This window comes from Desulfitobacterium dehalogenans ATCC 51507, assembly GCF_000243155.2.
In the GTDB taxonomy this organism is placed as follows: Bacteria; Bacillota; Desulfitobacteriia; order Desulfitobacteriales; family Desulfitobacteriaceae; genus Desulfitobacterium; species Desulfitobacterium dehalogenans.
Genome location: NC_018017.1, coordinates 1,903,352 through 1,927,273, shown reverse-complemented (window position 1 = coordinate 1,927,273; position 23,922 = coordinate 1,903,352). Strand labels below are relative to the sequence as shown.

The window sequence follows — 23,922 nt, the reverse complement described above, 5'->3', positions numbered from 1 at the left end:
CAATAGAGATTGGAGCGTGATCAAACAATGTGGTTTGCCAAATCTCAAGAAGAAGTACTTCGAGAGCTCAACGTGAACCCTGCTACCGGACTTTCCAGCCAGGAAGTCCAAACCCGTTTGGAGAAGTACGGAGCCAATAAGCTTAAAGGAAAACCCAAGAAAAGCTTAATCGCTTTGTTCTTCGCCCAATTGAAAGATATGCTAATTTATGTTCTGATCGGCGCGGCATTGATCACCCTGTTTATCGGAGAATATGTGGACTCCATCATCATTCTTCTGGTGGTGGTCCTCAATGCAGTCATTGGGGTGTTCCAAGAATTCAAAGCGGAAAAAGCTATCGAAGCCTTGCAGCAAATGAGCACACCCAAGACACTGGTCCGACGGAATGGAGAAGTCGTGGAGATCTCATCTGAGGAACTGGTCCCGGGGGACATCATCCTCATCGACGCAGGCCGCTTTATCCCGGCAGACCTGCGCCTTATTGAGAGCGCCAATCTCCAGATTGAAGAGTCTGCTCTCACGGGTGAATCCGTTCCCACGGAAAAAATTGCCCAGGAAACTCTTAAGGACCCTAAAACTCCCCTTGGCGATCAGGTGAATATGGCCTTCATGTCCACCTTAGCCACTTATGGCCGGGGGGAAGGGGTAGTGGTGGGGACCGCCATGGAAACAGAGATCGGAAAAATCGCTAAGATTCTCGACGAAGAGATTGATGAGATGACCCCCCTGCAAAAAAGAATGGAAGAGTTAGGGAAGGTTTTGGGGTATCTGGCCATCGGCATCTGTGTCCTCATCTTTGTGATCTCCTTTTTCCAGAAACGGGATCTCTTTGAGATGTTCATGACCGCCATTAGCTTAGCTGTGGCCGCTATACCCGAGGGTCTTCCCGCCATTGTCGCCATTGTCCTGGCCCTGGGAGTTACCCGGATGTCCAAAATCAACGCCATTGTCAAAAAGCTGCCCGCCGTGGAAACCTTGGGCTCCGTAAACATTATTTGTTCAGATAAAACCGGGACCCTGACCCAAAACCAAATGACCGTGGTTAAGTATTACACACTGAACGATTTGCAGGAAGTTCCCCGGGAGGGCTCCGGTTTTAACGCAAGCCTTCAGGAAAAAGACCTGATGAAAACCTTGGTCCTTTGCTCGGACGCTACCTATGAACATGGCCAGGGCACAGGAGATCCTACGGAGATTGCCTTGGTGGTCTTAGGGGATCGCTTTAACCTGGGGAAAAAAACCTTGAATGCCGAACATAAGCGGGTGGGTGAACATCCCTTCGATTCCGACCGCAAGCTCATGTCCACCCTTAATGAAGAAGATAGAGGGTACCGGGTACATACCAAAGGAGCTATTGATAACCTTCTCAAAATCTCAACCACTGCTTTAGTCGAAGGAAAAGTAGTCCCCCTCACGGAAGAAATGAAGAAAGAGTACCTTCGTATGGCTGATGAAATGTCCGATGCTGCCCTGCGGGTACTGGGTGCCGCCTATAAAGATGTTGATACCATGATCAGCCCCAAGGAGATGGAGCAGGACCTTACCCTCCTCGGTATGGTCGGCATGATCGATCCTCCCCGTCTGGAAGTCAAGGATTCCATCCGGGATGCCAAGCTGGCAGGAATCACACCGATTATGATTACCGGAGACCATAAAAACACCGCCGTAGCTATCGCCAAAGAATTAGGGATCGCTGAGTCCATAGAGGAAAGCATGACCGGCGCTGAAATCGACGAATTGTCCGATGCAGAGTTTTCCGAACGCATCGGCAGCCTGCGGGTCTTTGCCCGGGTTTCCCCGGAGCACAAGGTTAAAATCGTCAAAGCCTTCAAATCCCATGGCAACATCGTCTCCATGACGGGAGATGGAGTCAACGATGCTCCTTCCTTGAAAAACGCCGACATCGGAGTAGCCATGGGGATAACCGGTACCGATGTCTCCAAAGGTGCCGCGGATATGATCTTAACCGATGATAATTTCACCACCATCGTCCATGCTATTGAGGAAGGCCGGAATATCTATAACAACATCAGGAAGTCGGTGATTTTCCTCCTCTCCTGTAACCTGGGAGAGATTATCGCTATCTTCTTCTCGGTTCTCTTTTTCTGGCCTGTTCCTCTTCTCGCCACTCAGCTTTTGTGGATTAACTTAATCACTGATACCCTGCCGGCCATTGCCCTGGGGGTCGATCCCGGGGATAAAGAAGTCATGCGCCAAAAACCCCGTGACCCCAAAGAAAGCTTCTTTGCCCACGGAGCAGGGGTCCGGGCCATCATCGGCGGTGTACTGATCGGCACGTTGACCCTGGTAGCCTTTTATGTGGGACTTCGTGAATACGGTTATTCCTTAGGCTCCATGGCGATCCCCGACGATGTCCTCACCTATGCCCGTACTATGGCCTTCGTCGTCCTGGCTGCTTCCCAGCTCTTCTACTCTCTGGCCATGAGAAGCGCCACTAAATCCATCTTCACCCTAGGTTTCTTCTCTAACAAATATCTGATCGGAGCAATTATCGTCGGCTTACTACTGCAGCTGACGGTCATCTCCGTCCCCTTCCTCTCCAGCGCCTTTAAACTGCAAATGCTGTCCTTAAGAGACTGGGGTATCGTCCTTAGCTTAGCTGTTATTCCCCTGATTCTTAAGGAGATTTATAAAACCTTCTTGCGACGATCTTAGATAAACAGCAAGGCTAATGTTCAACTGAACTCGTTGGACATTAGCCTTTTTAATACCCGGAGTTTTTACCGGAAGGCATTCTCCGTCAGTCATAGGAAGTGCATGAGAGAGGTAAGAAGTCTGCTCTACTTACATGGACTTGCCGTGGAACCCGATATCTTTTTCCAAAAACATCTGGACAAAACTTACCGCATCTATCTTGGACAAATAAAAACTGTTATTTAGAGCTGTCTTACTGCGACAAATCCATACTTTATTCCCAACCATAGTCCTTCTTGGCTTTATCAAGGGTAATGTATCCTTCCAGAATATCCTCGCGAACTCTTGACTTTTCTCTTTCCAGGGGACTGCCATAGCCGCCACCGCCACCGGCGATCTGATGCCACCGTGTTCCATTGGGAAGAAGCGGGATAAATTCCTTGGCCTTAGGGTAATAGACCTCCCCGTTGGGGTAGATGATTTTTGCGGTGTTTGATCGTCCGGGGTGACCGCCTAAGATACCCGGAGCACAGCTTTGGGGTACAAGACCTTCCCCGAAAATACTGCATTGAACATCTTCCAAAAATTCCACCTGTGTCTCTACTCCCAGACCCCCACGCCACTGTCCTGAGCCGCAGGAGTCCGGAGCATATTCGAATTTGTGAAAATGGACCGGAGCTTCCAGTTCAAACATCTCCGGATCCTGGGCGGCAATTCCCCCGCCTCCTCCAATGAAGCCGATATGGTTATAACCATCGGCACCGAAAGAAGCACCGCCGCCCCCTTTGCAGGCATTGATCAGCATATGGGCAAAAGGACTGTTTTTCCTCGAGTCATGGCCGGAAAGGAGGACACAGAGCATATGATTCCAACCGGCAGTGACCCTTTGCGGCAAGGCGGGGAAGAGGGCTTGCATAACAGCTTCGCCGATCTGATCCACTAAGTGATTGCCAAAACCCGTGGCAGCCGGAAATCTGGGGTTGAGCAGGCATCCTTCCGGAACGATCACCCGAACCGGCCGCAACATACCCTCATTGCGAGGTATATCTGCATACTCAAGACACATGAGCAAGGTGAGAAGAACACCGGACAGAGTCACAGGATATGGAGCATTGACATAACCTGCTGTCTGTTCCGCCGTGCCCGTAAAATCAAAAGTCATCTGATCATCCTGCACGGTGATCTTAACCTTAATGGGCATGGCCTTTTCCCCTTTGATTCCGTCATCATAAGCCATGCTTTCACCGTAGTACACCCCGTTATTGATCCGCAGGAATTCCTCGCGAACCATCTTTTCCGTTTGATCATAAAGCTTTTGCAGATTTTGCGAGAATCTTTCGTAACCCCACTTTTCAATCTGCTTGACCAATTCCCGTTCGCCGATGGTACATCCCCCGATCATGGCCAGGATGTCGTCTTCCACAATAGAGTAACGGATATTGCTGAAAATCAGCCGCCAAACATCCTTTCTTTTGACTCCCCCATCAAACAGCTTAACAGGAGGGATACGAAGAGCTTCCTGCCAGATTTCCGTAGCACAGGGGTTATAGCCGCCGGGAATGCACCCTCCCACATCGGCTTGATGAGCATTGATGGCAGCCCAGGCCACCAACCGACCTTCATGGAAGATGGGCTTGGCGATTTTGACATCGGTGGCTTGATTGCCCCCAGTAAAAGGATCATTGTGGATAAAAATATCCCCGGGCCGGATATCTTCCTCGAAAAAATCCACGATATTTTTGATGGATGTGGGTACCGTATAGGCTAAAAGGGGGATGAATTCTGTCTGCTCTATGATCTCGCCCCGGGAACCGTAAAGTCCGGTGCAAAAATCCCGGGCTTCGCTGAGATTGAGAGAACGAGCTGAATGCAAAAGGGCATGAGCCATTTGCTCCGTTATAGAGTGCAATGAACTTTGCACCAGGGTAACTTCAATGGTTTCAATGAGCAAGCCTTTTCCCTCCCCCGAACTTCTAAAAGAATAGATCAAATTCAAGTGTTATTGTTCTCATACATCAAAAGATTACCGAAGGAATCATATTGCCCCGAAAAATGTTGGGGAATGAACACCGTGGTATACCCCATTTCGATAATAGCCGGCCCCTCGATGACCTCCTGACTGGGCTGAGTACCATCCCAAACGGAGAGCTTTTGATATGTCCTGGCATGAGGATTATAGACTTCCCTATAACCCAATAGACGAGCAGAAAGGGATTGCTTTTCAAGAGGTTTGAGATCCGAGCCGATCTGTCGTTTGCCCGTATATAAAAGCCTCAGGCAAAGGACTTCCAAGGGCACCCGACTGTTCTCCAGGCTATATCCATATTGGCGGTTGTGCTCTTGGTGAAAAGAGCGCACGATGTTTTCCAGGTTATGACGCTCCAGATCTGCGCGGTCGATGGCTATGGTCAATTCATTGTGCTGACCCCGATAGCGAAGGTCGAGGCTATAGGTGACTCCAATACGATAGTTCAAGCTCTCTCCATAGGCGGACTCCTTTTTCCCCCGGACATGCATCTCATCGAATAAAGCCAGCATCTCCGGCACATTATCATGAGAAAAGGCTGCATAAAAGGTCCGCACATAATCTAATTTCAGATCCGCCAGCAACATACCAAAAGCACACATGACCGAAGATTCTGCAGGAATCATCATCATGGGGATTTCCAGCTCCCGGGATAAATAAGCACAATGGAGAGGTCCTGCTCCTCCTCCTACAACGAGAAGAAATTCCCTGGGGTCATACCCCTTCCTTACGGTGAGTTCCTTCAGGCTGTTAGCCATATTGGTTATAATCACCTGATACATTCCCCAGGCGGCTTCTTCCACAGAAATACCCAAGGGAGTGGCAATATATTTTTCGATGGCCTGGCTGGCTTTGTCCAGGGACAAAGGATAACGGCCACTCAGGAAGCGGTCAGGATCCAGTAACCCCATTACCAAAGCCGCATCCGTACAGGTAGGTACCGTACCGCCAAGATTATAGGCGGCCGGTCCGGGAATGGCCCCGGAACTCTGTGGCCCCATATGCAAAAAGTTACCGCTGTCCAGCCAGGCAATGCTCCCGCCACCGGCGCCGATGGTTTGAATCGCCATCATGGGTAAAGAGACAGCATTAAAATTCACCTCTGCCCGGCGGGAGGTTAAAGGCATCCCGTCCTTGATCAGGGAGGCCTCAAAACTTGTCCCTCCCATATCCATAGTGAGGCAGTTGGAATACCCGGCAGATTGGCAGAGGTGCAGTGCCGCAACCGGACCTGCCGCCGGTCCGGATAATAAGGTGGCGGCAGGGATTTTCTTGGCCAGCTCCGGTGAGGCAGCCCCGCCATTGGAAGTTACAATAAAGAAAGTGCCTGTAAAGTGAAGGTCCCGTAATTTCTCCAGCAGAGCATCGAGGTAATGATTGAGCAAGGGACCCACGTAAGAATTGATTGCCGTGGTACTAACCCGCTCATAGAGCCGAGGTTGGGGCAAAATTTCGCTGGAAACGGTGATATAGGCATGAGGGAGCAGTTCCTGTAGGATGTGGTTCGCCTGCTTTTCATGTTGAGGATTGAGATAGGAATGCATAAAGCAAACCGCAACAGCCTCCACCTGTTCAGCTTTAAGTTGATCACCGATCCTGTAAAGATCGTTTTTATTTAAAGGAATAAGTACCGCGCCTGTAGAGCTGATCCGCTCCTGGACACCAAAACGCAAATGTCTGGGGATAAGAGATTTAGGGGCAGTATATTTGTTATCAAAAAAGGTCGGACGGATTCCCCGGCGCATTTCCAGAATATCCCGAAACCCTTCCGTAGTAATCAGAGCAGTTTTAGCGCCTAGGGAAGTGAGCACGGCATTCGTGGTCACAGTAGTGCCATGAATAATAAGCTGAACACGGCTCATCAGAGACTTTATCTCTATGGACTTTGACTGGGCAATGAGCTGAAGCCCGGCAATAATTCCGTTGGAGGGATCTTCGGGGGTGCTGGCTACTTTATATTTTTCAACTGCATTGCCGCCTTCATCCAGCAACGCAAAATCAGTAAATGTCCCACCTGTATCAATGGCAAGGGTATAGCTTGTCAATGGATTCCCCACCTTTTCCGGATTATATACGAACACCTTTCGGAATCGTTTTAAAAAAGTCAATATGATCTACCATCAACTTTTCTGCACGTTCTTGGTCTTGGTCCAAAATCGCCTGGTAGATATTCTTAAGATTTCGAACCAGGCTTTGATGGACCTCTTTGCTGGCGCTGGCATTGAAGCCTATTACTTCCTGAACCTTAGTGAAAAGGCTCATATAGATGATCATGAGCTCATTATGGGTGGCCTGAGCCATGGCCTTATGAAAAATAATATCATTATGATGAAAATGATAAGGTGTCACCAGGTCATCTAAAGGGAGTAAGGCGGCGTACATGGCTTCAAGATCCTCGTCCGTTCTCCGGAGCGCTGCCAGACCGCATCCTTTGACCTCCACAATCATCCGCATCTCGTAGATGTTTTCAATAGAAATGGAATGGAGTCCCACAGAAAGGGCCAGATAGTTCATTAAATATTTCACCACATCTTCTGTGGTGCGCTTGGTGATAAAGCTCCCCCCCTGCTTTCCTTGTTTCCGATAAATGATCTGCTGCTCTTCCAAAAGATCCAAAGCCTCGCGAAGAGTTGAGCGGCTTACCCCTAATTGCTCGGCCAGCTCAATTTCCCCGGGGAGACGATCGCCTAACTTCAATTGACCTGTAATAATGTTGTCTTTGATGATTTCGGCAATCTGCTCTGGAATGCTCAATAAGGCTTTAGTTCTCAATATCATAATTCACAATACCCCCGAAGTCTAAAAATCAGCGCCATTATCATAGCACTTTCCTTTTGGCAAAACAGGACCCAATATGTCTGAATATAGTACATTTAAAATTCGCCCCCCCCGCCCAAATGCCATAAGTACTGAATTAAAGCCGCAAAACCTTGCTGTTCAAGCATGATTTTAAATGTCTGCACTTAATACATTTAAGAGGTCTTTTTGGTTTTAAGAAGAATTGTTCAAGGGAAGGTGAGCACATTCACCAATGTCATGGTTCTATTATATCAAATAAAGAAGATATGAGTAGGCCATGATGGAGTCAGTACCCTGTAAATATTTCGGAGGTGAAGGAAATGATTAAAGATGAGCAAAAACAGACTTCTAAGAAGGGCTTAACGCGAAGAGGATTCTTAAAAGCATCCGCTGCCCTTGGTGCAACCACTTTAGCCTTACCCGGGTGTACGAACGCATTTAAACCGGCATCAACCAATGAAGCCGTGGAAAAAACAGAAGACGGAGTTAAGGTAGTTCGTACTGTGTGTGCTCCGAACTGTGTGAACAGCTGCGCTCACAACGTTTTTGTTAAAGACGAAAAAATCATTAAGATCGAACCCGGTGAATACCCCGATCCCGAGTACAGAAGAATTTGTCTTAAGGGAATTGCCAATGCCATGCAGCGGGTCTACAGCCCGGACCGGGTCAAATACCCTATGAAGCGGGCGGGAGAACGTGGCGAAGACAAATGGGAGCAGATCTCCTGGGACCAAGCTTATAATGAGATCACTGAAAAACACAAGGAAATTGCCGATAAATACGGTATGGAAGCCAACTCCTGGATGGGCATGACCGGAAACTACGGAATCAACGCTCAGCTCATCTCGGCCAGAATTGCCAATACCGTAGGCGGAACCCAGATTGATAACCTGGGCATCATGGGCGACCTGGCCACCAACATTGCCTACCTCCCCATGCTCGGTGTTCTCCAGGAAGGACACGGCTGGAAAGATCTTCGGGGTTCCAAACTCCTGATCTTTTTTGGCTGCAACTATACAGAAGCATCCCTCAACGACAGCCACTTCCTCTCCGATGCTAAAGAAGCCGGCGCCAAGCTGGTGGTGGTAGATCCCCGCTTTACAAGAACCGCAGCAAAAGCCGATTGGTGGATTCCGATCCGTCCGGGTACCGATGCAGCTATGGCTTTAGGTATGATGCACGTGATTTTCAAGGAAAACCTGCAAAAAGATGATTATATTCGCCAATACACTACCGGTCCCTTCCTTGTCCGCCAAGACACCGGCAAACTAATCCTGGCAAAGGACCTGGGGGGAAGCGGCGATCGGTGTATGGTATGGGATACGGCGGCCGGGAAAGCCGTACCTGCCGATGAAACACCCCTGGCTGCCTTGACCGGAATTTATGAAGTCGCCATCGGTGGGCAAACCGTAAAATGTACTCCCTCCCACCAGCTCCTGCTCGACCTCATTGAAGAATATACTCCCGAAAAAGCCTCAGAAATCTGTGAAGTCCCTGCCGAAGATATTCGCAAGCTGGCACTTATGTACGGCCAAACCGACCCGGCCGCCATTCGCATGACCCAAGGCATTCAGCGCTATTATCAAGGCCATTTGTCCTGCAGGGCACTTATTACCCTGGGAGCAATCACCGGCAATATCGGTAAGCGCCATGCCGGAGTATCCTGGGCGGGCGGAACTCTCTTTAAGCTTATTGCCGGGGTCCCTGGCGACTGGGCAGCCCCCAATCCCAATGTTCAAGGAAAGAAGATCCCCGGAACCCAGCTCTATGATGTGATCCCCAGTGAAAAACCTTATCCTATCAAGAGTCTTTGGCTTTCCAGCTACGGAATGGGAACCCAGGCTCCCCTTAGAGACCGCTTGATCAACGAAGTCTTCCCGGCCCTGGATCTCATTGTCGTGTCTGAGCAAATTATGACCCCTATGACGAAGTATGCAGACTATGTCCTCCCTGTCACCTCTTATTATGAAGAAGAGTGTGATGTGGTTGGAGCTTGGTCCAACCTCTATATCCAGTTCCGTAAGCAGGCCATTAAACCTTTGTGGGAAGCCAAAGCCGACTGGGATTGCTTTGCTGAATATGCCAAACGGATGGGCTTTGGGGAATATTGGACCATGACCCAACAGGAAAGCGCCGAATTTATCGTGAAGAATTCTCCCGATCCGATCATCAGCGGCACCAACCTGGAAGAGCTTAAAAACAAGGGTGTGGCCTGGGCCAACCAGCCAGCGGATTTTGTTCCTTTTGAAGATAAAAAATTCAATACGGCTCACGGGAAGATTGAGATCTATCTGGATTTTCTCACTGAATTCGGGGAAGCTTTACCGGTCTATAAAGAACCTCTCGAAAGCAACCGCACACCCCTGGCCAGGAAATATCCCCTGACCTTCATGAATGCCAGAAGTGTCTTTACTACCCACTCCCAGCACGTGAACCTGCCCTGGATCAATGAAGTCTATCCTGAGCCCCGGCTGGAAATAAACCCTGTGGATGCCAAAGCGCGGAATCTCCGGGACGGGGATCTGGTGGAAGTAGCCAATGACCGGGGGAAATTCAAGGTCAAGATTCAAGTGACGGAAGGGATCAAACCGGGCTGCCTGAATATCTGCCAGGGCTGGTGGCCCAAGCATTTTCCCGAAGGTCATTATGCATCTCTGCTCCACATGGAGCTGAATCCTGCGCAAGATGCAGTGCTGGAGACCAACTTTGCTCCATATGACAATCTCGTCGAGATTAAGAAGGCTTAGGGGGAGATAACCATGGCAAAGAGAATGGGATTTGTGATTAATGTGAAACGGTGCGTAGGATGCAAGACCTGTACCGTATCCTGCAAAATGGAAAATACAGTAGCTGCCGGGCTGGCACGGATTCGCGTGCTGGATGATCATCAGGCGGAAGTCTTTGATAAACCTACCGGGACCTATCCGAACCCGGTAAGAAATTTCGTTCCGGTACCTTGTCAGCACTGTGACAACGCTCCCTGTGTTCCTGTCTGCCCCACCGGTGCTTCAAAGAAAAGAGAAGACGGCATTGTCTATGTGGTGAAGGAAGACTGCATCGGCTGTGGCGTATGCGTGGCTGCTTGTCCTTATGGCTCCAGACAAATGGATAAGGAGAGCAAAAAGGTTGATAAATGCACCCTATGCATGCATCGGCTGGAGGAGGGCAAAGACCCTATGTGTGTCTACTGTTGTCCGGGCCGGGCAATTACCTATGGCGATCTCAATGATGCCAATTCAGAAGCCGCCAAACTAGTCAGCAGTCAAACGGCAAAGACCATTAAATCAGAATTGGGTACCGGTCCCGCAGCCTACTATATCTTACCTTAAAAATAAAAAACCAGTTGAGCTCAAAGGTGGTGGCTATAATGAGCATTACAGAAGAAGCAAAACAAATAACCCAAGTGCGTGGAAACATCTACACGTTATTGTCTCAGTGCTTTGTGCAGCCATCGGAAGACCTGGTGGCAAGCCTTGTTCAAGGTTCATTGACCGAGGCATTGCAAAGGACCCTGGGTCTGGTGGAAGAGGGAAAAGTAGCCCGTGAATTAGCTAGAGTCAAAGATTTTGGCGTCCAATCCCAAGGGCGATCCCCTGCGGAAATCTTGCAGGACATGAAAGTGGAATACAGCCGCCTTTTCGTCGGCCCTGGGCATGTAGTAGCGCCGCCCTATGAATCCGTTTACAAAACAAGAGACGATGACAATGAGATCGGAGTCGTGATGGGAGATGCAGCTATTGCAGCAAAACGTTTCTATCGCTCCGCCGGGCTTGAGCTTTCCGATGATTTTACGGACTTACCGGACCATATTGCCTTAGAACTTTATTTCATGGCCTATCTATGTTCTCTGGAATTTGACATGGCCAATGAAGATAAGGAAAAAGATCCGATCTCCATCCGTAAGATGCAGACTGATTTTCTGAAAACGCATTTAGGCAGCTGGATTACAGATCTTTCTCAAGCTGTTGACCGAGGAACAAACTCAGAATTCTATCGTGGAGTCGCAGGCCTGACGGAGGTCTGGATCGGAATAGAGAGAGATGAGCTAGAGTAATCGGGCTGTTGCATCAACGGTTTTAAAGTTAAGCAAAAGACGGCAACCGGAAAAACATTCCAGAAGCCGTCTTTTAGCATAACATTATTTGTATCCATGGGGGGCAGCTAACATACGAATTAATGGAATACCCCGCAATGTGCAAGTTGGACTTTGACCGCAATTTTCCCTTTCCGTCGGTCTGTCTCAGTCCCGATGACAATCCTCTTGCCACCTTCAATTTTATAGTTTTTTAATTACCGCCATTTCTCATCCAGACATTTAAGCAGGAACTTTCTCAGATTTTTTTGGTACTCCCCATGTACACCCTTATCGATCTCAACCAGCAAGCCCAGCTCATACGTCAGTTCTTTGAATGCCCTTTCCAGGGCTTCAAATTTAAAGGCGACTTTATGGGTAGCGTTCTTGATTTGTGCGGCGGTAAGGTCACTCCTCAGCTTTTGATTGCTTTTGAAAAGCTCTTTTTCTTTGAGCTTACTGTTCTCAGCCTTCCTATTTGCAACCTCCTGCTCCAGAACCTGATTTTTCTTTTCCAATACCCCTGTCTTGACCTTCAGATCGTCACGCTCTTTTTTCAGCTCACTACTTTTCTCCTTTTCACCCTCCAGAGCTTTCTGCAGTTCCCCGTTCTTCAGCTCGGCCTCATCTTTTTCCTGCTTGGCCTGCTCCCGTTCCTTTACGGCCTTCTGGAGCTGGCGCACAGACATATTGTCGATATCCAACTCTGCGATAAACTCTGCCCGTTCTTCTTCCGGAACATCAAACAAAATTACCGCCTGAGTATAGCTCAAATTCTTCATCGATGAAGATTCTGCTTCCCCCTCCGGGGAGGCACTCATTGCCTGCCCGTACTCCCTGGCAACTTTCATATATCTTTCCGCCGTAAGCTGGGAATAATCCACATACTCCTGCAGCCATTTTCCCCATTCCCCATAAGGAACGAGAGACTTAGCCTCTATCAGCCGCCGACCTATCTCCACGGCACAGATTAAGTGGATTCTCCGGCTTGGTTCTTTATAGCTGTTTATCTCGGCCGCGATGATCTGCGGGGTGCGTTCGGTTACGAAATCGCTCATGCCAATCCCTTCCCGGGTTTTTAATATAGTATATGGGGTTGGCCCGATTGGTGTGACAACCTGTGTCACCCGGAGGAACACATTCATAGTATGTAGGGACAGCCTTAGCCTGTCAATCCATCAAGAAAGGCAGGTGATTAAGATGGCAGTGGAAGGAATTCCTTATTCCGCAGCTTTGGTGGTGGTCTATCAGACGGGTCTTTCCCCTCTCGGAGTCCCCATCACGAGACAAAAAACCTTCAATTCTATCCGCTTTGATGCATCCGAAGAAGCCGTTTATAACGCTGCACATGCGTTATTTGGCTTAACGAAGCATCCCGTCCTCGATGTGTTTTTTCGTAAAACCTGGGAACTGGCAGAGGATGAATAGCTAAAAAAACTGAATGAAAAGGAGGCTTCGGAATGGGGTTATCCACAAGAAAAGTGGCCCGATTGGTCTTCACCACCGCCGGTGGCGGAACGTTCACCATTACTCTTCCCGATCCAAGGGAAGATGTGCAGGTGACAGAAATCGTGGCCGCTATGGAATCACTCATAGCAAGTGACATCTATATGACAGCCGTCGGGGCATTAACCGGGATCAAGGATGCGAAGATTGTCGATACGACAATTAACGATCTCTTTGATCCGGCAGCCGGTTAATAAGCTCCCCTTTGGGGAAATAAAGAGCAGCCTTTGTTCCTCACTAAGGAACGAAGGCTGCCCTTCCTCTTCGTTTTACTCACTCTGTTTAAGAAAGTATCTCTTCTTCGGCCGCGGCGGATAAAAGAGAATTGAAGGTTTTGTTAAGCGGATATCTGTAAATCCTGGAATGACTTGCACCGTTTCAGGCAGCCGAGGATCATTAAGCTCTATGGTTGTCAATGCCCCCGTGGTGCAAGCCTCAACGCAGGCTGGGGGCAGCCCATGGTCCTGACGAGGATAGCACATCTGGCAGCGGGTCACCTTATTGGTATTGATGTTGTACTGGGGAGCATCATAAGGGCAGGCCTTCACACAGAGACGGCAGCCGTTGCAAAGGGAAGAATCAATCTCAACAATCCCGTCTTTTCTTTTGTTAAAGGCATGCTGGGGGCAGACACGGAAACATTCCGGGCTGTCACAATGGTTGCAGGCCATGGACAGATAGGTCCCCAGGTCTATTTCCTTGACATGCCGCCAGTGTATATTAGCCGGTGTATGATTTTCATTGCGGCAGGCCATCTCACAAGCCCGGCATCCTATGCAGAGATTGGCATTAAACAGAAAGCCCTTTCTCTTAAACATCCTTGCGCACCCTCCTGAGGTTGACTCGGCAATCAAAATAAGGGATACTTTCCCCTTCTTTCCCTTGACCGCTGATCAGATGATTGATCGGATAACGGTCACTTTGCTCCACCAGGATAATTTTCTCCGGAAGATAGGGATTGATTTTAGCCCGGCCACTTACAAAGCCATTCTCATTATAGATTTCAACCCAAGAATCTTCACGGATATTATGCTTGCAGGCGATTTCCTCCGCCAGTTCAATCATGGGTTCTTCCCTATTCTCTGAATTAAGCCAGGAAAGGGTCTCATACTGGGTATGGAATTTAAGCAGGGATTGGGGAGTAAGCAGGTGGTAAGGAAACAGTAGGGATGAATCCCTTTCTCTGACATCTTGAAAACGTTGAGGTTGAATTTCAGGAAAACGGTAGCTCCAATCCGGTGAGAGGGGTTCCTTGCTCCTTTTATAGGAGCACTTTTGGAGATCGGCGGGGTCCTCTAAAGCATAAAGTTCCCTAACCTCCGGAGACAACTCCCCTGCTATCCAATCCCAGGGTTCTTTTTCCGCGGGAAAATTAGAAAACCCAGGCCGGAGTTCATTGAGTTTACGGGTTAATTCCCGGGCAATCTGTAAATCGCTCTTTGATTCATAGAAAGCCGGCAGCACTTTTTGATTATAGGAAAGCCAGTGGTGCCAAAAGCTCACATGCAAATCTTCTTCCTCAAAGAAGGAAGCAGCCGGCAGGACAAGGTCGGACTGCCGGGCGGTGCTGTTCAGATAGAGATCTACAGTAATGACTAACTCCATGTGTTGAAACAAATCACGCCAAACCCGTAGATTATAATCCTGGGCCAAAGGATTGCCACAGGAAACCCAAAGCATTTTAAGAGGCGGCTCCTGAAGCTTCATCGCCCTGCGCGGAAAATCGTTGACCGGTACCTCCCGGGAAGAGGTGAGCAAAGGATGCTTTACTCCCTGATGCTTGGCTATATTCAGAGGAAATTCCTCCTGAGGCCGGTGGCGAAAATAGACCCCGCCCCCAACCGAAGCAAAACTCCCTGTCAGAGCTGCCAGAGCACCCACAGCCTTTACCGATTCTCCGCCACTGGGATAGCGCTGCATGCCGAAACCCAGCCAATTAGCGGCTGGGTAAAAGCGGGCATACAGAGCGGCTAATTCTTCAACAACGCTTAAATGGACTCCTGTTTGTGAACAGACTTCATCCAGAGTAATCTTCTTAAGTCCTAGCTTATATTGATCAAAGTCTCTGGTTTTTTCCTGAATGAACTTTTTATCGATCCTGCCACTTTCGATCAAGATTTTGGCAATACCCCAAGCCAGCCACCCATCGGTTCCCGGATTGATCTGAACATATAAATCGGCTCTATTGGCTGTATGAGTAAGGAGCGGATCGATAACCACCAATGGGACTCCCTTTTGGCGTGCTTCATAGATAAACTTCATTTGATTGATATTGGTATTGGCCGGGTTAGCTCCCCAGATCACGATCAAGCCGGCATCGCCCATCTCCTCCGGATCAGGACTTAGTTCACCTACGGTCTCCATAAGTGCGGCTTCCCCGGTAGCCGAACAAATATCCCCGGTCGGTCGGGTATGAGGGCCCAGACCCGCAAACATTCCTTCCACAGCCTGATGCAGCAAGCCGGCATTGCCATTGCCTTTATAATACCCTAAGCCCAGATTAGAACCATAGCGGGTATTCAGTTCGATCATTTTGGAGGCGATGATTTCATAGGCCTGGTCCCAGGAAATCCGCCGCCACTCCCCTGACCCCCGCCGCACTTGACGCAAAGGATATTTCAAACGATATTCGTCCAAGGCATATTGAATCAAGGAATACCCTTTGGCACAGAGTCTTCCCCGGGTATAGCCATGGGCGGAGTCTCCCACAACCCGGGTCAGCTTACCTCCGCTCATATGGGAAATCATACTGCAGGAACTATAACAATGCCGCGGACATGTATTGCGAAACGTTGGCATACCTAGCACCAGCCTTTTTATGATTCTTTGGTTCAATAATTCTTAGTTCAATAAGCCATGACTAAATACCGCTGAGATCGTCTGAAGCAAGCCTCTCTTTATGCAGCCGCCTGATCTTAAACGCCGCAGCCAGATCCAGGCGGGTATCAATATCGGTCAGGGAGCGGTCGAGAAGGGCTTCGATTTTGTTCAAGCGGTAACGAAGGGTGTTGCGGTGCAAAAAAGTAGCCTGAGCCGTCTTATTCATATCGAACTGGTTATCCACAAAGCTCTCCAGAAGAGAAAGCAGATTATCTTCCCCCTCATCCTCCGGTAAAGCTCCCAGAACATGATGATAGTATTCCTTCAGATCCTCCAAGTCATGTTTGTAAAGGATGCGCTCCAAGCCCATCTCGCTGAAAAAAGGCACGGCAACCTCCAGCAGACTTCCCATCTCGCAGGCGACTTTGGCCTCCTGGTAACTGCGAAAGAGGTCATTAGGGTGAGTATAGGCTTGCCCTACTCCGCAGGATATCCGGTACTGGGGTGCTGTTGCTTGGAATTGACCGGAAAGGTGTTCCATGATGGAGAGGATTTCCTGTTTTTGCTCTGCCCCCTTTTCTCTCGCCCCGGGTATGATGGCCACAACTTCGTTGCGGTTCACTGTGGTGGCAGGGTTTTTATAAAATTTATTGATCAAGGTGCGGTCCACAATCTTTTGCAGAACCTCCATAAGGTGCCAGTCGGGTGAGTGATGTTCCAGCTCCGTTGCCAGCAGCAGCACTCTGTGGGGCCGGCGGAAATCCCAGCCCCACACCTCACCCATGGTAATAATATCTTCATTGCGCTTAAGGTTCCCATAGAGCAAATCATAGAAGAAAGAATTCTTGGTCTTATGCTTTTCCTGCTTCAGCTCCAACTTGTTCTGAAGGTGGATGGCATATAAGGATAGAGCTGTTTCAATGATGGGTTGCAACCCCTCAAAATCCGGCTCGGTTTGTTCATACAGTACGAAGAGATAGCCCAACACCCGGCCATTGGGAGCAACAGCCCAACCTGCCCCTTGCAGACGCAAAGCTTCCGTAGATAGTGTACAGAAGAATATAGACTCATTATCCGCCCAATCCCCTTCTATCTCAACCCTGAAAGCATCCAGATCCGGATGGAGCAGTGTGGTGGAAATGGTTTCATAAGCGGGGGTAGCAACCAGGATGGGCTGATTCAACACTTCGGCAAGGGCGCAAGTGAGAGCATCCAGGCCCTTACCGGACATTTTCAACAGCTTCCGCATGGGGTTCGGCATTGAAGTGTTTTTTTCCATCATGCTTCATTTCCTCCATCTTCCCGTTCGAACTATCAGCATTTCAGTCACTCGTAGTTTAGCCTATAATGCTATAAAATTTCAACCTAAAGATCATTTGGTTATGATGCACAAAAACCCAGCAACTACTTTGTGCACGTGAACATTTGAGCTATTCAAATCAATTATATAATGAAGATGGACTTAAGAAAAGCCGTCGGGGCTTTGCAATCTTCACGATGTGCTTGCTGAGACTGCAGAAACTAATGGTTAATATTTGAACTTGAGGCACTGCGACGGCAAATGTTATGATTAGTACAAACAGTGTCTGTACAAACCGTGACTGCTTACAGCCTCTTTCCGGCCGGAATAAGTCCATCACCGAGTCACGCTCAGAGATATTTCGTAATTTCAGAAGGAGGTTAAGGTGTATGGTAAATCTTTTCAAAAAAATTACTGAGAAACAAATAAGCCGCAGAACATTCCTGGCTGCCACTGCAGCCGGAACGGCCAGCCTGGCCCTTGCCGGCTGCGGCACTGCCCTCGCTCCGGTGGGAGCGGAATATGACGCGGCCGCAATCAACGGGGAAGGTGAATGGATACCTGCCGCCTGTTGGTTTAACTGCGGCTATAAATGTTATAACGCCGCCCTTGTCGTGGACAATGTGGTGGTCCGCCAGAAAACCGATGATACCGAACCGGACAGCTTCAGCAAGCCCCAGCTGAGAGGCTGCCTGCGCGGACGGGCCCAGCAGCAGCAGGCCTTTGGCGCGGATCGTTTAAAATACCCGATGAAACGCAAACATTGGGAACCCCTCACCGGCGGCGACAAATCGTTGCGCGGCAAAGACGAATGGGTACGGATTTCCTGGGATGAAGCCCTGGATTATGTAGCTGCCGAGTTAAAACACGTCAAAGAGAAATATGGGAACAGCTCCATCCTGATGCCTACCTGGGGCAGCAATATGTGTGATTTTTATAATACAATCAGTGCCTTTGGCGGTTATGCCGACGTGGATGATACTTCATCCGTAGGCACCTACAAATATGGCGGTGGCATGGTGGGGATTCACAATGGTGGTTATGGTGATGCCAATGACCGTTTGGATCTGTTAAACTGCGACACAATTGTTCTGTATGGCTGCAACCCTGCCTGGGCTTCAGCTGGATTGCCCAGCCACAACTTAATCCATGCCAAAGAAGCCGGCGCCAAGTTCATTTATGTCGGGCCAAGTTATAACGAAAGCGCTAACCTCACGGATGCTAAATGGATACGCGTCCGCCCCGGTACAGATACGGCGTTCCTGCTTTCGGTAGCCTATGTCATGATCACAGAAGACGACCCCCTCACCAATCCTTTGCTTGATTGGGATTTTCTCAATCGCTGCACGGTGGGCTTTGACGCTAATCATATGCCGGCTGATGCCAAACTTGACGAAAACTTCAAAGACTATGTACTGGGCAAATACGACAATCATCCCAAAACCCCTGAATGGGCTTCGGAAATCAGCGGCACACCGGTGGAAGATATTATTTGGTTTGCCAAAGAAATGCATAAGGACAAGAAGGTCTCCATTTTGCACGCCAGTGCGCCGGCCCGCTGCAATAACGCCGATGATTTCCCTCAACTATTGATGACCATCGCCGCAATGGGGGGGCATTACGGTAAACCTGGTCACTCCTGTGGCTCTGGTCAATACTACTGCTCCACTAACGGCGGCCCTAACCTGATCCGGATGGGAGCTTCCGGCGCTCCAGTCATTCCCAATTCCTGCAAAGAAGTGATTACCGCTCCCGAGTTATGGGATGCCGTACTGAACGGAAAATACAACCGAACCGGGACTACGTGGGAAGATTTCTCAAGTCTATGGGATCCTACCTATATGGGAGAGCGGGATATTGATATCCGTGTCATCATCCATTCCTGGCGCAACACCCTGCAGACAACCCAAGGTGTCGGCAAAGGGATCGAGGCCCATCGCAAGGTAGACTTTGTTTTCAGCTGTGCTTATTCCTTAAACATCAGCGCCCAATACTCGGATATCGTACTCCCCATTGTTACTCAGTGGGAAAAACAGAGCACCTACACTTACCTTACGTCGTATAACCGGGACATGCAGTTCTTCCCATCAAGAGTCATGGAACCTCTTTTCGAGGCTAAAAGCGATCAATGGATTGCCGTAGAGCTTGGCAAGCGCTTAGGCATTGATGTGAATCAAGCCTATCCCCTGTCGGAAGAGCAGCAGTACTTCAATTGCATTGCCGGTACTACGGTGATTAACAAAGAAGGCACTGACTATGAAACCTTAGTAACCATTACTGCCGAGGATCTCGCCTGGTGGGAGCAAAAATATGGCAAAGTGGATGGGAAGCCACAGCAAGGCCACATCGGTCTGCGCGAGCTGATGGAGAAGGGCATCTACAAGGTTGAACGTCACGAGGGCGATAACTATGGAGCTATCACCTATGAAGCCTTTGTCAAAGATCCGGAGAAAAACCCCCTTACTACCAATAGCGGCAAGTTTGAAATCTATTGCCAAACCAAGGCCGACATCATCAACCGTATGGGACGCAGCACCCTCAAACCCTATCCCTCTTATGTACAGCCCCTCAACGGTTATGAACAGAGCTTTAAAGATTGGGATAAAAAGATCAAAGGCGATTATCCTTATCAAGTCACCAATCCTCACTATTTAAGGCGCGCCCATACCGGTTTTGACTACCTGCCCTGGCTCAGGGAAGCCATGCCCAATCCGGTATTTATCAGTGCCGTGGATGCAGAGGAAAAAGGCATCAAAGACGGCGATACCGTACTGCTCACCAATCCCCATGGCAAAGTCCTGCGTCAGGCCAGCGTCAGCCAGCGGCTGATGCCCGGCTATATCGAGCTGCCCCACGGTACCTGGCTGGAGCTGGATGAGAAAACTGGTATTGACAAATCCGGCTCTGATAATTATCTCTGCCATCCTCAAACCAGCGGCCAAGGTGTTTCCGGCTACAATACTACCCTAGCCAACCTGGAAAAATATGAGGGTGAGCCCCTTACCCCTGACCACTTATGGCCCATGAGAGTCGTTATACTTTAAACGAAGGAGGAGAAACTACAATGGCCTTAGGATTTTATTTTGATGTCAATAAATGCATTGGCTGCCGCACCTGCCAGGTAGCCTGCAAAGATAGAAACCGCCTGGATGTGGGCATTATTTTCCGCAAAGTCAAAAGCTATGAAACAGGCTCTTTTCCCGATGCCAGAGTCTACCACTACTCCGGCGCCTGCAACCATTGCGCCGAAGCCAAATGTGTTCAAGGCTGCCCCACCGGGGCCCTGCATTTCGCTGATGACGGCACTGTACAGCACGATCGCAAAAAATGCGTCGGCTGCAAGTACTGCACCTGGAATTGCCCCTATAGTGTCCCCCAATTCATTGAAGAAGCCGGCGTCATCGGCAAATGCGACAGCTGCAAAGACCTCCGCGATACCGGTGCCAATCCGGTTTGCGTCGATGCCTGCCTGATGCGCTGCCTGGAGTTCGGTGATCTGGACCAATTGGCGGCCAAACATAAGGCTGACCTGGTCAAAGATTTGCCTACCCTACCCTCCTCCCAGGTTACCAATCCCTCCTTATTGATCAACCCCAGGAAATTCTCCCTGGACCCCAAGTATAAAGAAGTGGAGGTGTAACTATGGAAGAGTTCGCCTTAATTATCTTTACCATTTGTGTGCAAGCGGCGGCTGGGTTAATGGTCTTTACGGCTGTTGCCAAACAACTGAACAAAACCGCTCTCTTTAAAACCGCTGTAACCATTTCCGCCGGGTTAGCCATTGTGGGCTTTCTCGCTTCCTTCCTCCATCTGGGCCATCCCTTGGCTGCGGTCAATGCCCTCACCCGCTTCGCCACCTCCTGGCTGAGCCGGGAGATTTGGCTGACCAGCGCCTTTACCGGCTTGACCGTCCTCGCCGCTTTGCTCATTTACTTGAAACCTGAGGCGAAAAAAGCCATCGATGCTTTAATTATTCTGGCTGCCGCCATCGGTCTGGTTGACGTCTTGGCCATGGCTTCGGTCTACACCTCCTCCAGCGTTGCCGCCTGGAAGTCCGGTTCAATTGTTGTGGAGTTCTATGCCGCCGCCATTTCCATGGGCGCGCTGCTGTTCCTCGCCTTGAGCATGAAGGAAGATACCGGCAAGATGAAAACCATCGTAGCCATAGCCGTAGCCGCAGCCTTCGTAATCCAAGCCATCGCCATGATTCCCTATTACAATAGTTTCGGAGCCAGCACCAATCATGCTCTGCAACAGAGCTATGCTATTCTCAGCGGCATGATGCCGGCCATGGTTCTGAAATGGGCCGCCATCCTGGTGGGGGCCGTGCTGCTCTTCCTCCCTGTCAAGGAAAAGAGCAAAGATGCCTCCTTCATCCTGGGGGCCGCTGCTCTGGTTGTAGTAGGCCAGCTCATTGGACGCTACCTCTTCTTTGCCATCAAAATTATCTCCTAGTCGAGACTTCTGCTTTCTGCTTCAAGTTCCTTTTCCCGCTTTTTAGGGGCGGGAAGAGGAACTTGCTGCTATAAGTTCTATATTTCATAATTTCTATAGTTCATAGAAGGGGTGAAACTATGGTTCAGAATGTTAAACTGGTGATCTTCTCCATAGGCCTTCAGGCGGCTATTGGCATCATGATTGCCATAATGGCTGCCGGAAAAACAAACGGCAGAACTGAAAACAAATATGCCTCCATCGCCTCTGCCTTATTGGGCGTGATCGGCTTTCTGGCTTTTGTTTTTTACTTGGGCCGACCGGCGTCTATTTTTAATGCCATCTCCCAATTCAGCCATTCCTGGCTGTCCCGGGCACTGGTCTTTTCCCTTTTATTCATTGGTCTTGCCATCATCCATGCCGTCGTGCAATATGTCAATCCCTCCGTCAAGCGTTTTGGCTGGGCGGCCAGTGCCGTAGGGGTGATTGATGTGGTTTTTATGGCCAATGTCTATATGAGCACCAGCCGCCCCGGCTGGCAAAGCATATCTCCTCTTATCGATTTTGCGACGGCGACAGCTATTCTGGGCCTTGCCCTCTTCTTGGCCATTCAATTCAGCGGGATAGGGATAAAAACCAAAAAACTATACAGCCTGATCGCCCTGGCCGGTGCCATCATTCTGGGGGCAGAAACATTTCTTAATTATAGCGGTCTCGGCGGGCAAACCCCAGGGCTGCTCCTCGAGGTTCACCTTCTCCTGCTCCTGGCCGGCGCTGCTTTATTGCTATTCGCCTCCTTGAAGCCAGCCAAGGAACAGGCGGGTTCCGGAAAAGCCGGCATGGCCTATCTGGGTGCCTTGGCTTTGAGCGGCGGAATCATGGTGAGCAGGTATTTGTTCTATGCCGTCCTTATGACCGCTAAGGGACTTTAAAGGACTGCCGGAATGAAGCAGACACATTTCTCCCCCCGGTCGCTCGCCCTTATCACCGCTTTTGTTCTGATCTTGGCCGCTCTGATCTTTCAGCAATCGGCAAACAAGCAGGAGACCTTTACTTCCCTGCAGCGGCTGGAACCTGCCGTCTCCAGATACGAGCCCATAGCCGGCGGATATCCGACCTACAGCTTATGGGATACGGACGACCATTTTCTTGGATATGCCGTGGAAGCCGATGCCTCCGGATATGGCGGGCCCCTCAGTGTCTTCGTCTCTCTCGGAAAAGATGGCATTCTTAAAAATGTGATCATCACCGAAAATTGTGAAACTCCCGCTTATCTGAGCAGAGTCCTGAGGGAAGGTTATTTGCACCAATTTACCGGCAAAGAAGCCCGTGATCCCTTTGAGCTGGGCCACGACCTTGACGGGATAAGCGGGGCCACCTATACTGTTAATGGAATCGCCCTGGCCGTCCGTAAGGGAGCCTGGCAGGCCGGCAAAAACGAATTAGGCCTTCAAGTCCCTGCCGGGAGCCAACTTGCTTTGGGGTGGCCGGAGTTGGGGCTGATTCTATTATATGGCCTGGTCTTCATCGCCGTATCCCGCCGCGGCCAAAAATTACGCCCTTGGCTCTTAGCGGGCTCCGTTCTTTTCCTGGGCTTTTTCCTCAACGCTTCCCTGAGTCTGGCTAACCTGACCAGTCTGCTCAGCGGCAATTGGCCCTCTCCCCTGGAACGCCCTTTCTGGTATATCCTGACTTTGGGCATTCCTATCCTCACTTTACTCTGGGGAAGAAATTTTTACTGCTCCTGGCTTTGCCCCTTCGGGGGGCTTCAGGAAGGACTTTACAAATTCCTGGGGTTCATAAAGTTCAATCCTGCGCCGCCTGTGCTTGCCCTGGCTCATAAAATCCGCTGGGGAGTCGTCTGGGCTGCCGTGATGGCGGCGCTTATTTTTAACAATCCCAGTATCGCCAATTATGAACCTTTTGCGGTAAGTTTTGGCGGTCAGGGCAATCTCGGCCACTGGCTTACTTTATGCCTGGTCCTGCTGACCGGGATTCTCTTCTATCGTGTTTGGTGCCGGTTGGCCTGTCCGGTGGGGGCTGTGCTTAATTTTCTTGCTTCAGTAAAGAGAAAGTTCAAGCGGTTCTTCCACCCCCATAGCTCCGCAGACCAGCACGCAGACCCCACTTTTGAACCCCCTTCAGCCCACACGAAAGCAGGCTGTTCTGAATGCACCGCCGGTCAAGACCCCATACGCTGGGCCGGTTTACCCGGCAAAGAAAAAGCATTCTTTGTCATGTTGCTGGTGTACGGCCTTTTGATTGCCATAACATTGTCTCTGAATATCCCTCAACTTTGGAAACTATGAG

Annotated in this window: 19 protein-coding genes; 12 read left to right on the top strand and 7 right to left on the bottom strand. The window is 49.7% G+C overall.

Annotated features, from left to right (window positions below; all coding sequences use genetic code 11):
• The first annotated feature begins 27 nt into the window (after window positions 1–27).
• Together DESDE_RS09255 and DESDE_RS22745 are read left to right on the top strand one after the other, a co-directional pair.
• Window positions 28–2,676: a cation-translocating P-type ATPase gene (locus DESDE_RS09255; RefSeq protein WP_014793775.1), complete on the top strand. Its 2,649-nt coding sequence runs from the start codon at window positions 28–30 to the stop codon at window positions 2,674–2,676.
• A gap of 102 nt (window positions 2,677–2,778) precedes the next feature.
• The gene (locus DESDE_RS22745) at window positions 2,779–2,901 is read left to right on the top strand and encodes a hypothetical protein (protein WP_282433511.1); all 123 of its coding nucleotides are present in this window, start codon (window positions 2,779–2,781) and stop codon (window positions 2,899–2,901) included.
• A gap of 28 nt (window positions 2,902–2,929) precedes the next feature.
• On the opposite strand, the gene DESDE_RS09250 is transcribed toward DESDE_RS22745, so the two are convergent.
• From DESDE_RS09250 to DESDE_RS09240, 3 genes are read right to left on the bottom strand one after another with little or no spacing between them, the layout of a single operon-like run.
• The gene (locus DESDE_RS09250; RefSeq protein WP_014793774.1) at window positions 2,930–4,606 is read right to left on the bottom strand and encodes a hydantoinase B/oxoprolinase family protein; all 1,677 of its coding nucleotides are present in this window, start codon (window positions 4,604–4,606) and stop codon (window positions 2,930–2,932) included.
• A gap of 41 nt (window positions 4,607–4,647) precedes the next feature.
• Entirely contained in the window at window positions 4,648–6,726 is a 2,079-nt protein-coding gene (locus DESDE_RS09245) for a hydantoinase/oxoprolinase family protein (RefSeq protein WP_014793773.1), read from the bottom strand.
• 22 nt (window positions 6,727–6,748) lie between these two features.
• Window positions 6,749–7,459 (bottom strand): FadR/GntR family transcriptional regulator, encoded by a 711-nt coding sequence (locus tag DESDE_RS09240; RefSeq protein WP_014793772.1) that lies wholly within the window; start codon window positions 7,457–7,459, stop codon window positions 6,749–6,751.
• Between the two features lie 341 nt (window positions 7,460–7,800).
• Between DESDE_RS09240 and DESDE_RS09235 the strand changes: the two genes are divergently transcribed.
• Genes DESDE_RS09235 through DESDE_RS09225 form a run of 3 tightly spaced genes read left to right on the top strand, consistent with a single transcriptional unit; the run spans window position 7,801 to window position 11,534 of the window.
• On the top strand, window positions 7,801–10,227 hold the full coding sequence (locus DESDE_RS09235) for a molybdopterin-dependent oxidoreductase (RefSeq protein WP_014793771.1): 2,427 nt from the start codon (window positions 7,801–7,803) through the stop codon (window positions 10,225–10,227).
• Window positions 10,228–10,239: 12 nt separating this feature from the next.
• Window positions 10,240–10,809: a 4Fe-4S dicluster domain-containing protein gene (locus DESDE_RS09230; RefSeq protein WP_014793770.1), complete on the top strand. Its 570-nt coding sequence runs from the start codon at window positions 10,240–10,242 to the stop codon at window positions 10,807–10,809.
• 38 nt (window positions 10,810–10,847) lie between these two features.
• Window positions 10,848–11,534, top strand: a complete 687-nt coding sequence (locus tag DESDE_RS09225; protein ID WP_014793769.1) for a TorD/DmsD family molecular chaperone — start codon at window positions 10,848–10,850, stop codon at window positions 11,532–11,534.
• A gap of 236 nt (window positions 11,535–11,770) precedes the next feature.
• On the opposite strand, the gene DESDE_RS09220 is transcribed toward DESDE_RS09225, so the two are convergent.
• Window positions 11,771–12,610, bottom strand: a complete 840-nt coding sequence (locus DESDE_RS09220) for a DUF3102 domain-containing protein (protein WP_014793768.1) — start codon at window positions 12,608–12,610, stop codon at window positions 11,771–11,773.
• Between the two features lie 142 nt (window positions 12,611–12,752).
• Here DESDE_RS09220 and DESDE_RS09215 point away from each other — a divergent pair, with 142 nt between their 5' ends.
• Together DESDE_RS09215 and DESDE_RS09210 are read left to right on the top strand one after the other, a co-directional pair.
• Window positions 12,753–12,980, top strand: a complete 228-nt coding sequence (locus tag DESDE_RS09215; RefSeq protein WP_014793767.1) for a DUF1659 domain-containing protein — start codon at window positions 12,753–12,755, stop codon at window positions 12,978–12,980.
• Window positions 12,981–13,012: 32 nt separating this feature from the next.
• Window positions 13,013–13,252, top strand: coding sequence for a DUF2922 domain-containing protein (locus DESDE_RS09210; protein ID WP_014793766.1), 240 nt, complete (start codon window positions 13,013–13,015; stop codon window positions 13,250–13,252).
• Window positions 13,253–13,327: 75 nt separating this feature from the next.
• Here DESDE_RS09210 and DESDE_RS09205 read toward each other — a convergent pair whose 3' ends face one another.
• The 3 genes from DESDE_RS09205 to DESDE_RS09195 form a co-directional block, all read right to left on the bottom strand.
• Window positions 13,328–13,876 (bottom strand): 4Fe-4S dicluster domain-containing protein, encoded by a 549-nt coding sequence (locus tag DESDE_RS09205; RefSeq protein ID WP_014793765.1) that lies wholly within the window; start codon window positions 13,874–13,876, stop codon window positions 13,328–13,330.
• Window positions 13,869–15,857 carry a molybdopterin-dependent oxidoreductase gene (locus tag DESDE_RS09200; RefSeq protein ID WP_014793764.1) on the bottom strand — a complete coding sequence of 663 codons (1,989 nt, stop codon included), beginning with the start codon at window positions 15,855–15,857 and terminating at the stop codon, window positions 13,869–13,871. Before DESDE_RS09200 ends, DESDE_RS09205 begins: the two co-directional genes overlap by 8 nt.
• Before the next feature lie 61 nt (window positions 15,858–15,918).
• Window positions 15,919–17,157, bottom strand: a complete 1,239-nt coding sequence (locus DESDE_RS09195) for a PucR family transcriptional regulator (protein WP_028305523.1) — start codon at window positions 17,155–17,157, stop codon at window positions 15,919–15,921.
• A 410-nt stretch (window positions 17,158–17,567) separates the two neighbouring features.
• Here DESDE_RS09195 and DESDE_RS09190 point away from each other — a divergent pair, with 410 nt between their 5' ends.
• The 5 genes from DESDE_RS09190 to DESDE_RS09170 all read left to right on the top strand — a co-directional run bounded on the left by DESDE_RS09190 (window position 17,568) and on the right by DESDE_RS09170 (window position 23,921).
• Entirely contained in the window at window positions 17,568–20,222 is a 2,655-nt protein-coding gene (locus tag DESDE_RS09190; protein ID WP_014793762.1) for a molybdopterin-dependent oxidoreductase, read from the top strand.
• A gap of 20 nt (window positions 20,223–20,242) precedes the next feature.
• Complete coding sequence (locus tag DESDE_RS09185; protein ID WP_014793761.1) at window positions 20,243–20,818, top strand: 4Fe-4S dicluster domain-containing protein; 576 nt, start codon at window positions 20,243–20,245, stop codon at window positions 20,816–20,818.
• Between the two features lie 2 nt (window positions 20,819–20,820).
• On the top strand, window positions 20,821–21,633 hold the full coding sequence (locus tag DESDE_RS09180; RefSeq protein WP_014793760.1) for a dimethyl sulfoxide reductase anchor subunit family protein: 813 nt from the start codon (window positions 20,821–20,823) through the stop codon (window positions 21,631–21,633).
• A 119-nt stretch (window positions 21,634–21,752) separates the two neighbouring features.
• Window positions 21,753–22,544, top strand: a complete 792-nt coding sequence (locus tag DESDE_RS09175; RefSeq protein ID WP_014793759.1) for a dimethyl sulfoxide reductase anchor subunit family protein — start codon at window positions 21,753–21,755, stop codon at window positions 22,542–22,544.
• Between the two features lie 12 nt (window positions 22,545–22,556).
• Window positions 22,557–23,921: a 4Fe-4S binding protein gene (locus DESDE_RS09170; protein ID WP_014793758.1), complete on the top strand. Its 1,365-nt coding sequence runs from the start codon at window positions 22,557–22,559 to the stop codon at window positions 23,919–23,921.
• The last annotated feature ends 1 nt before the right edge of the window (window position 23,922 follow it).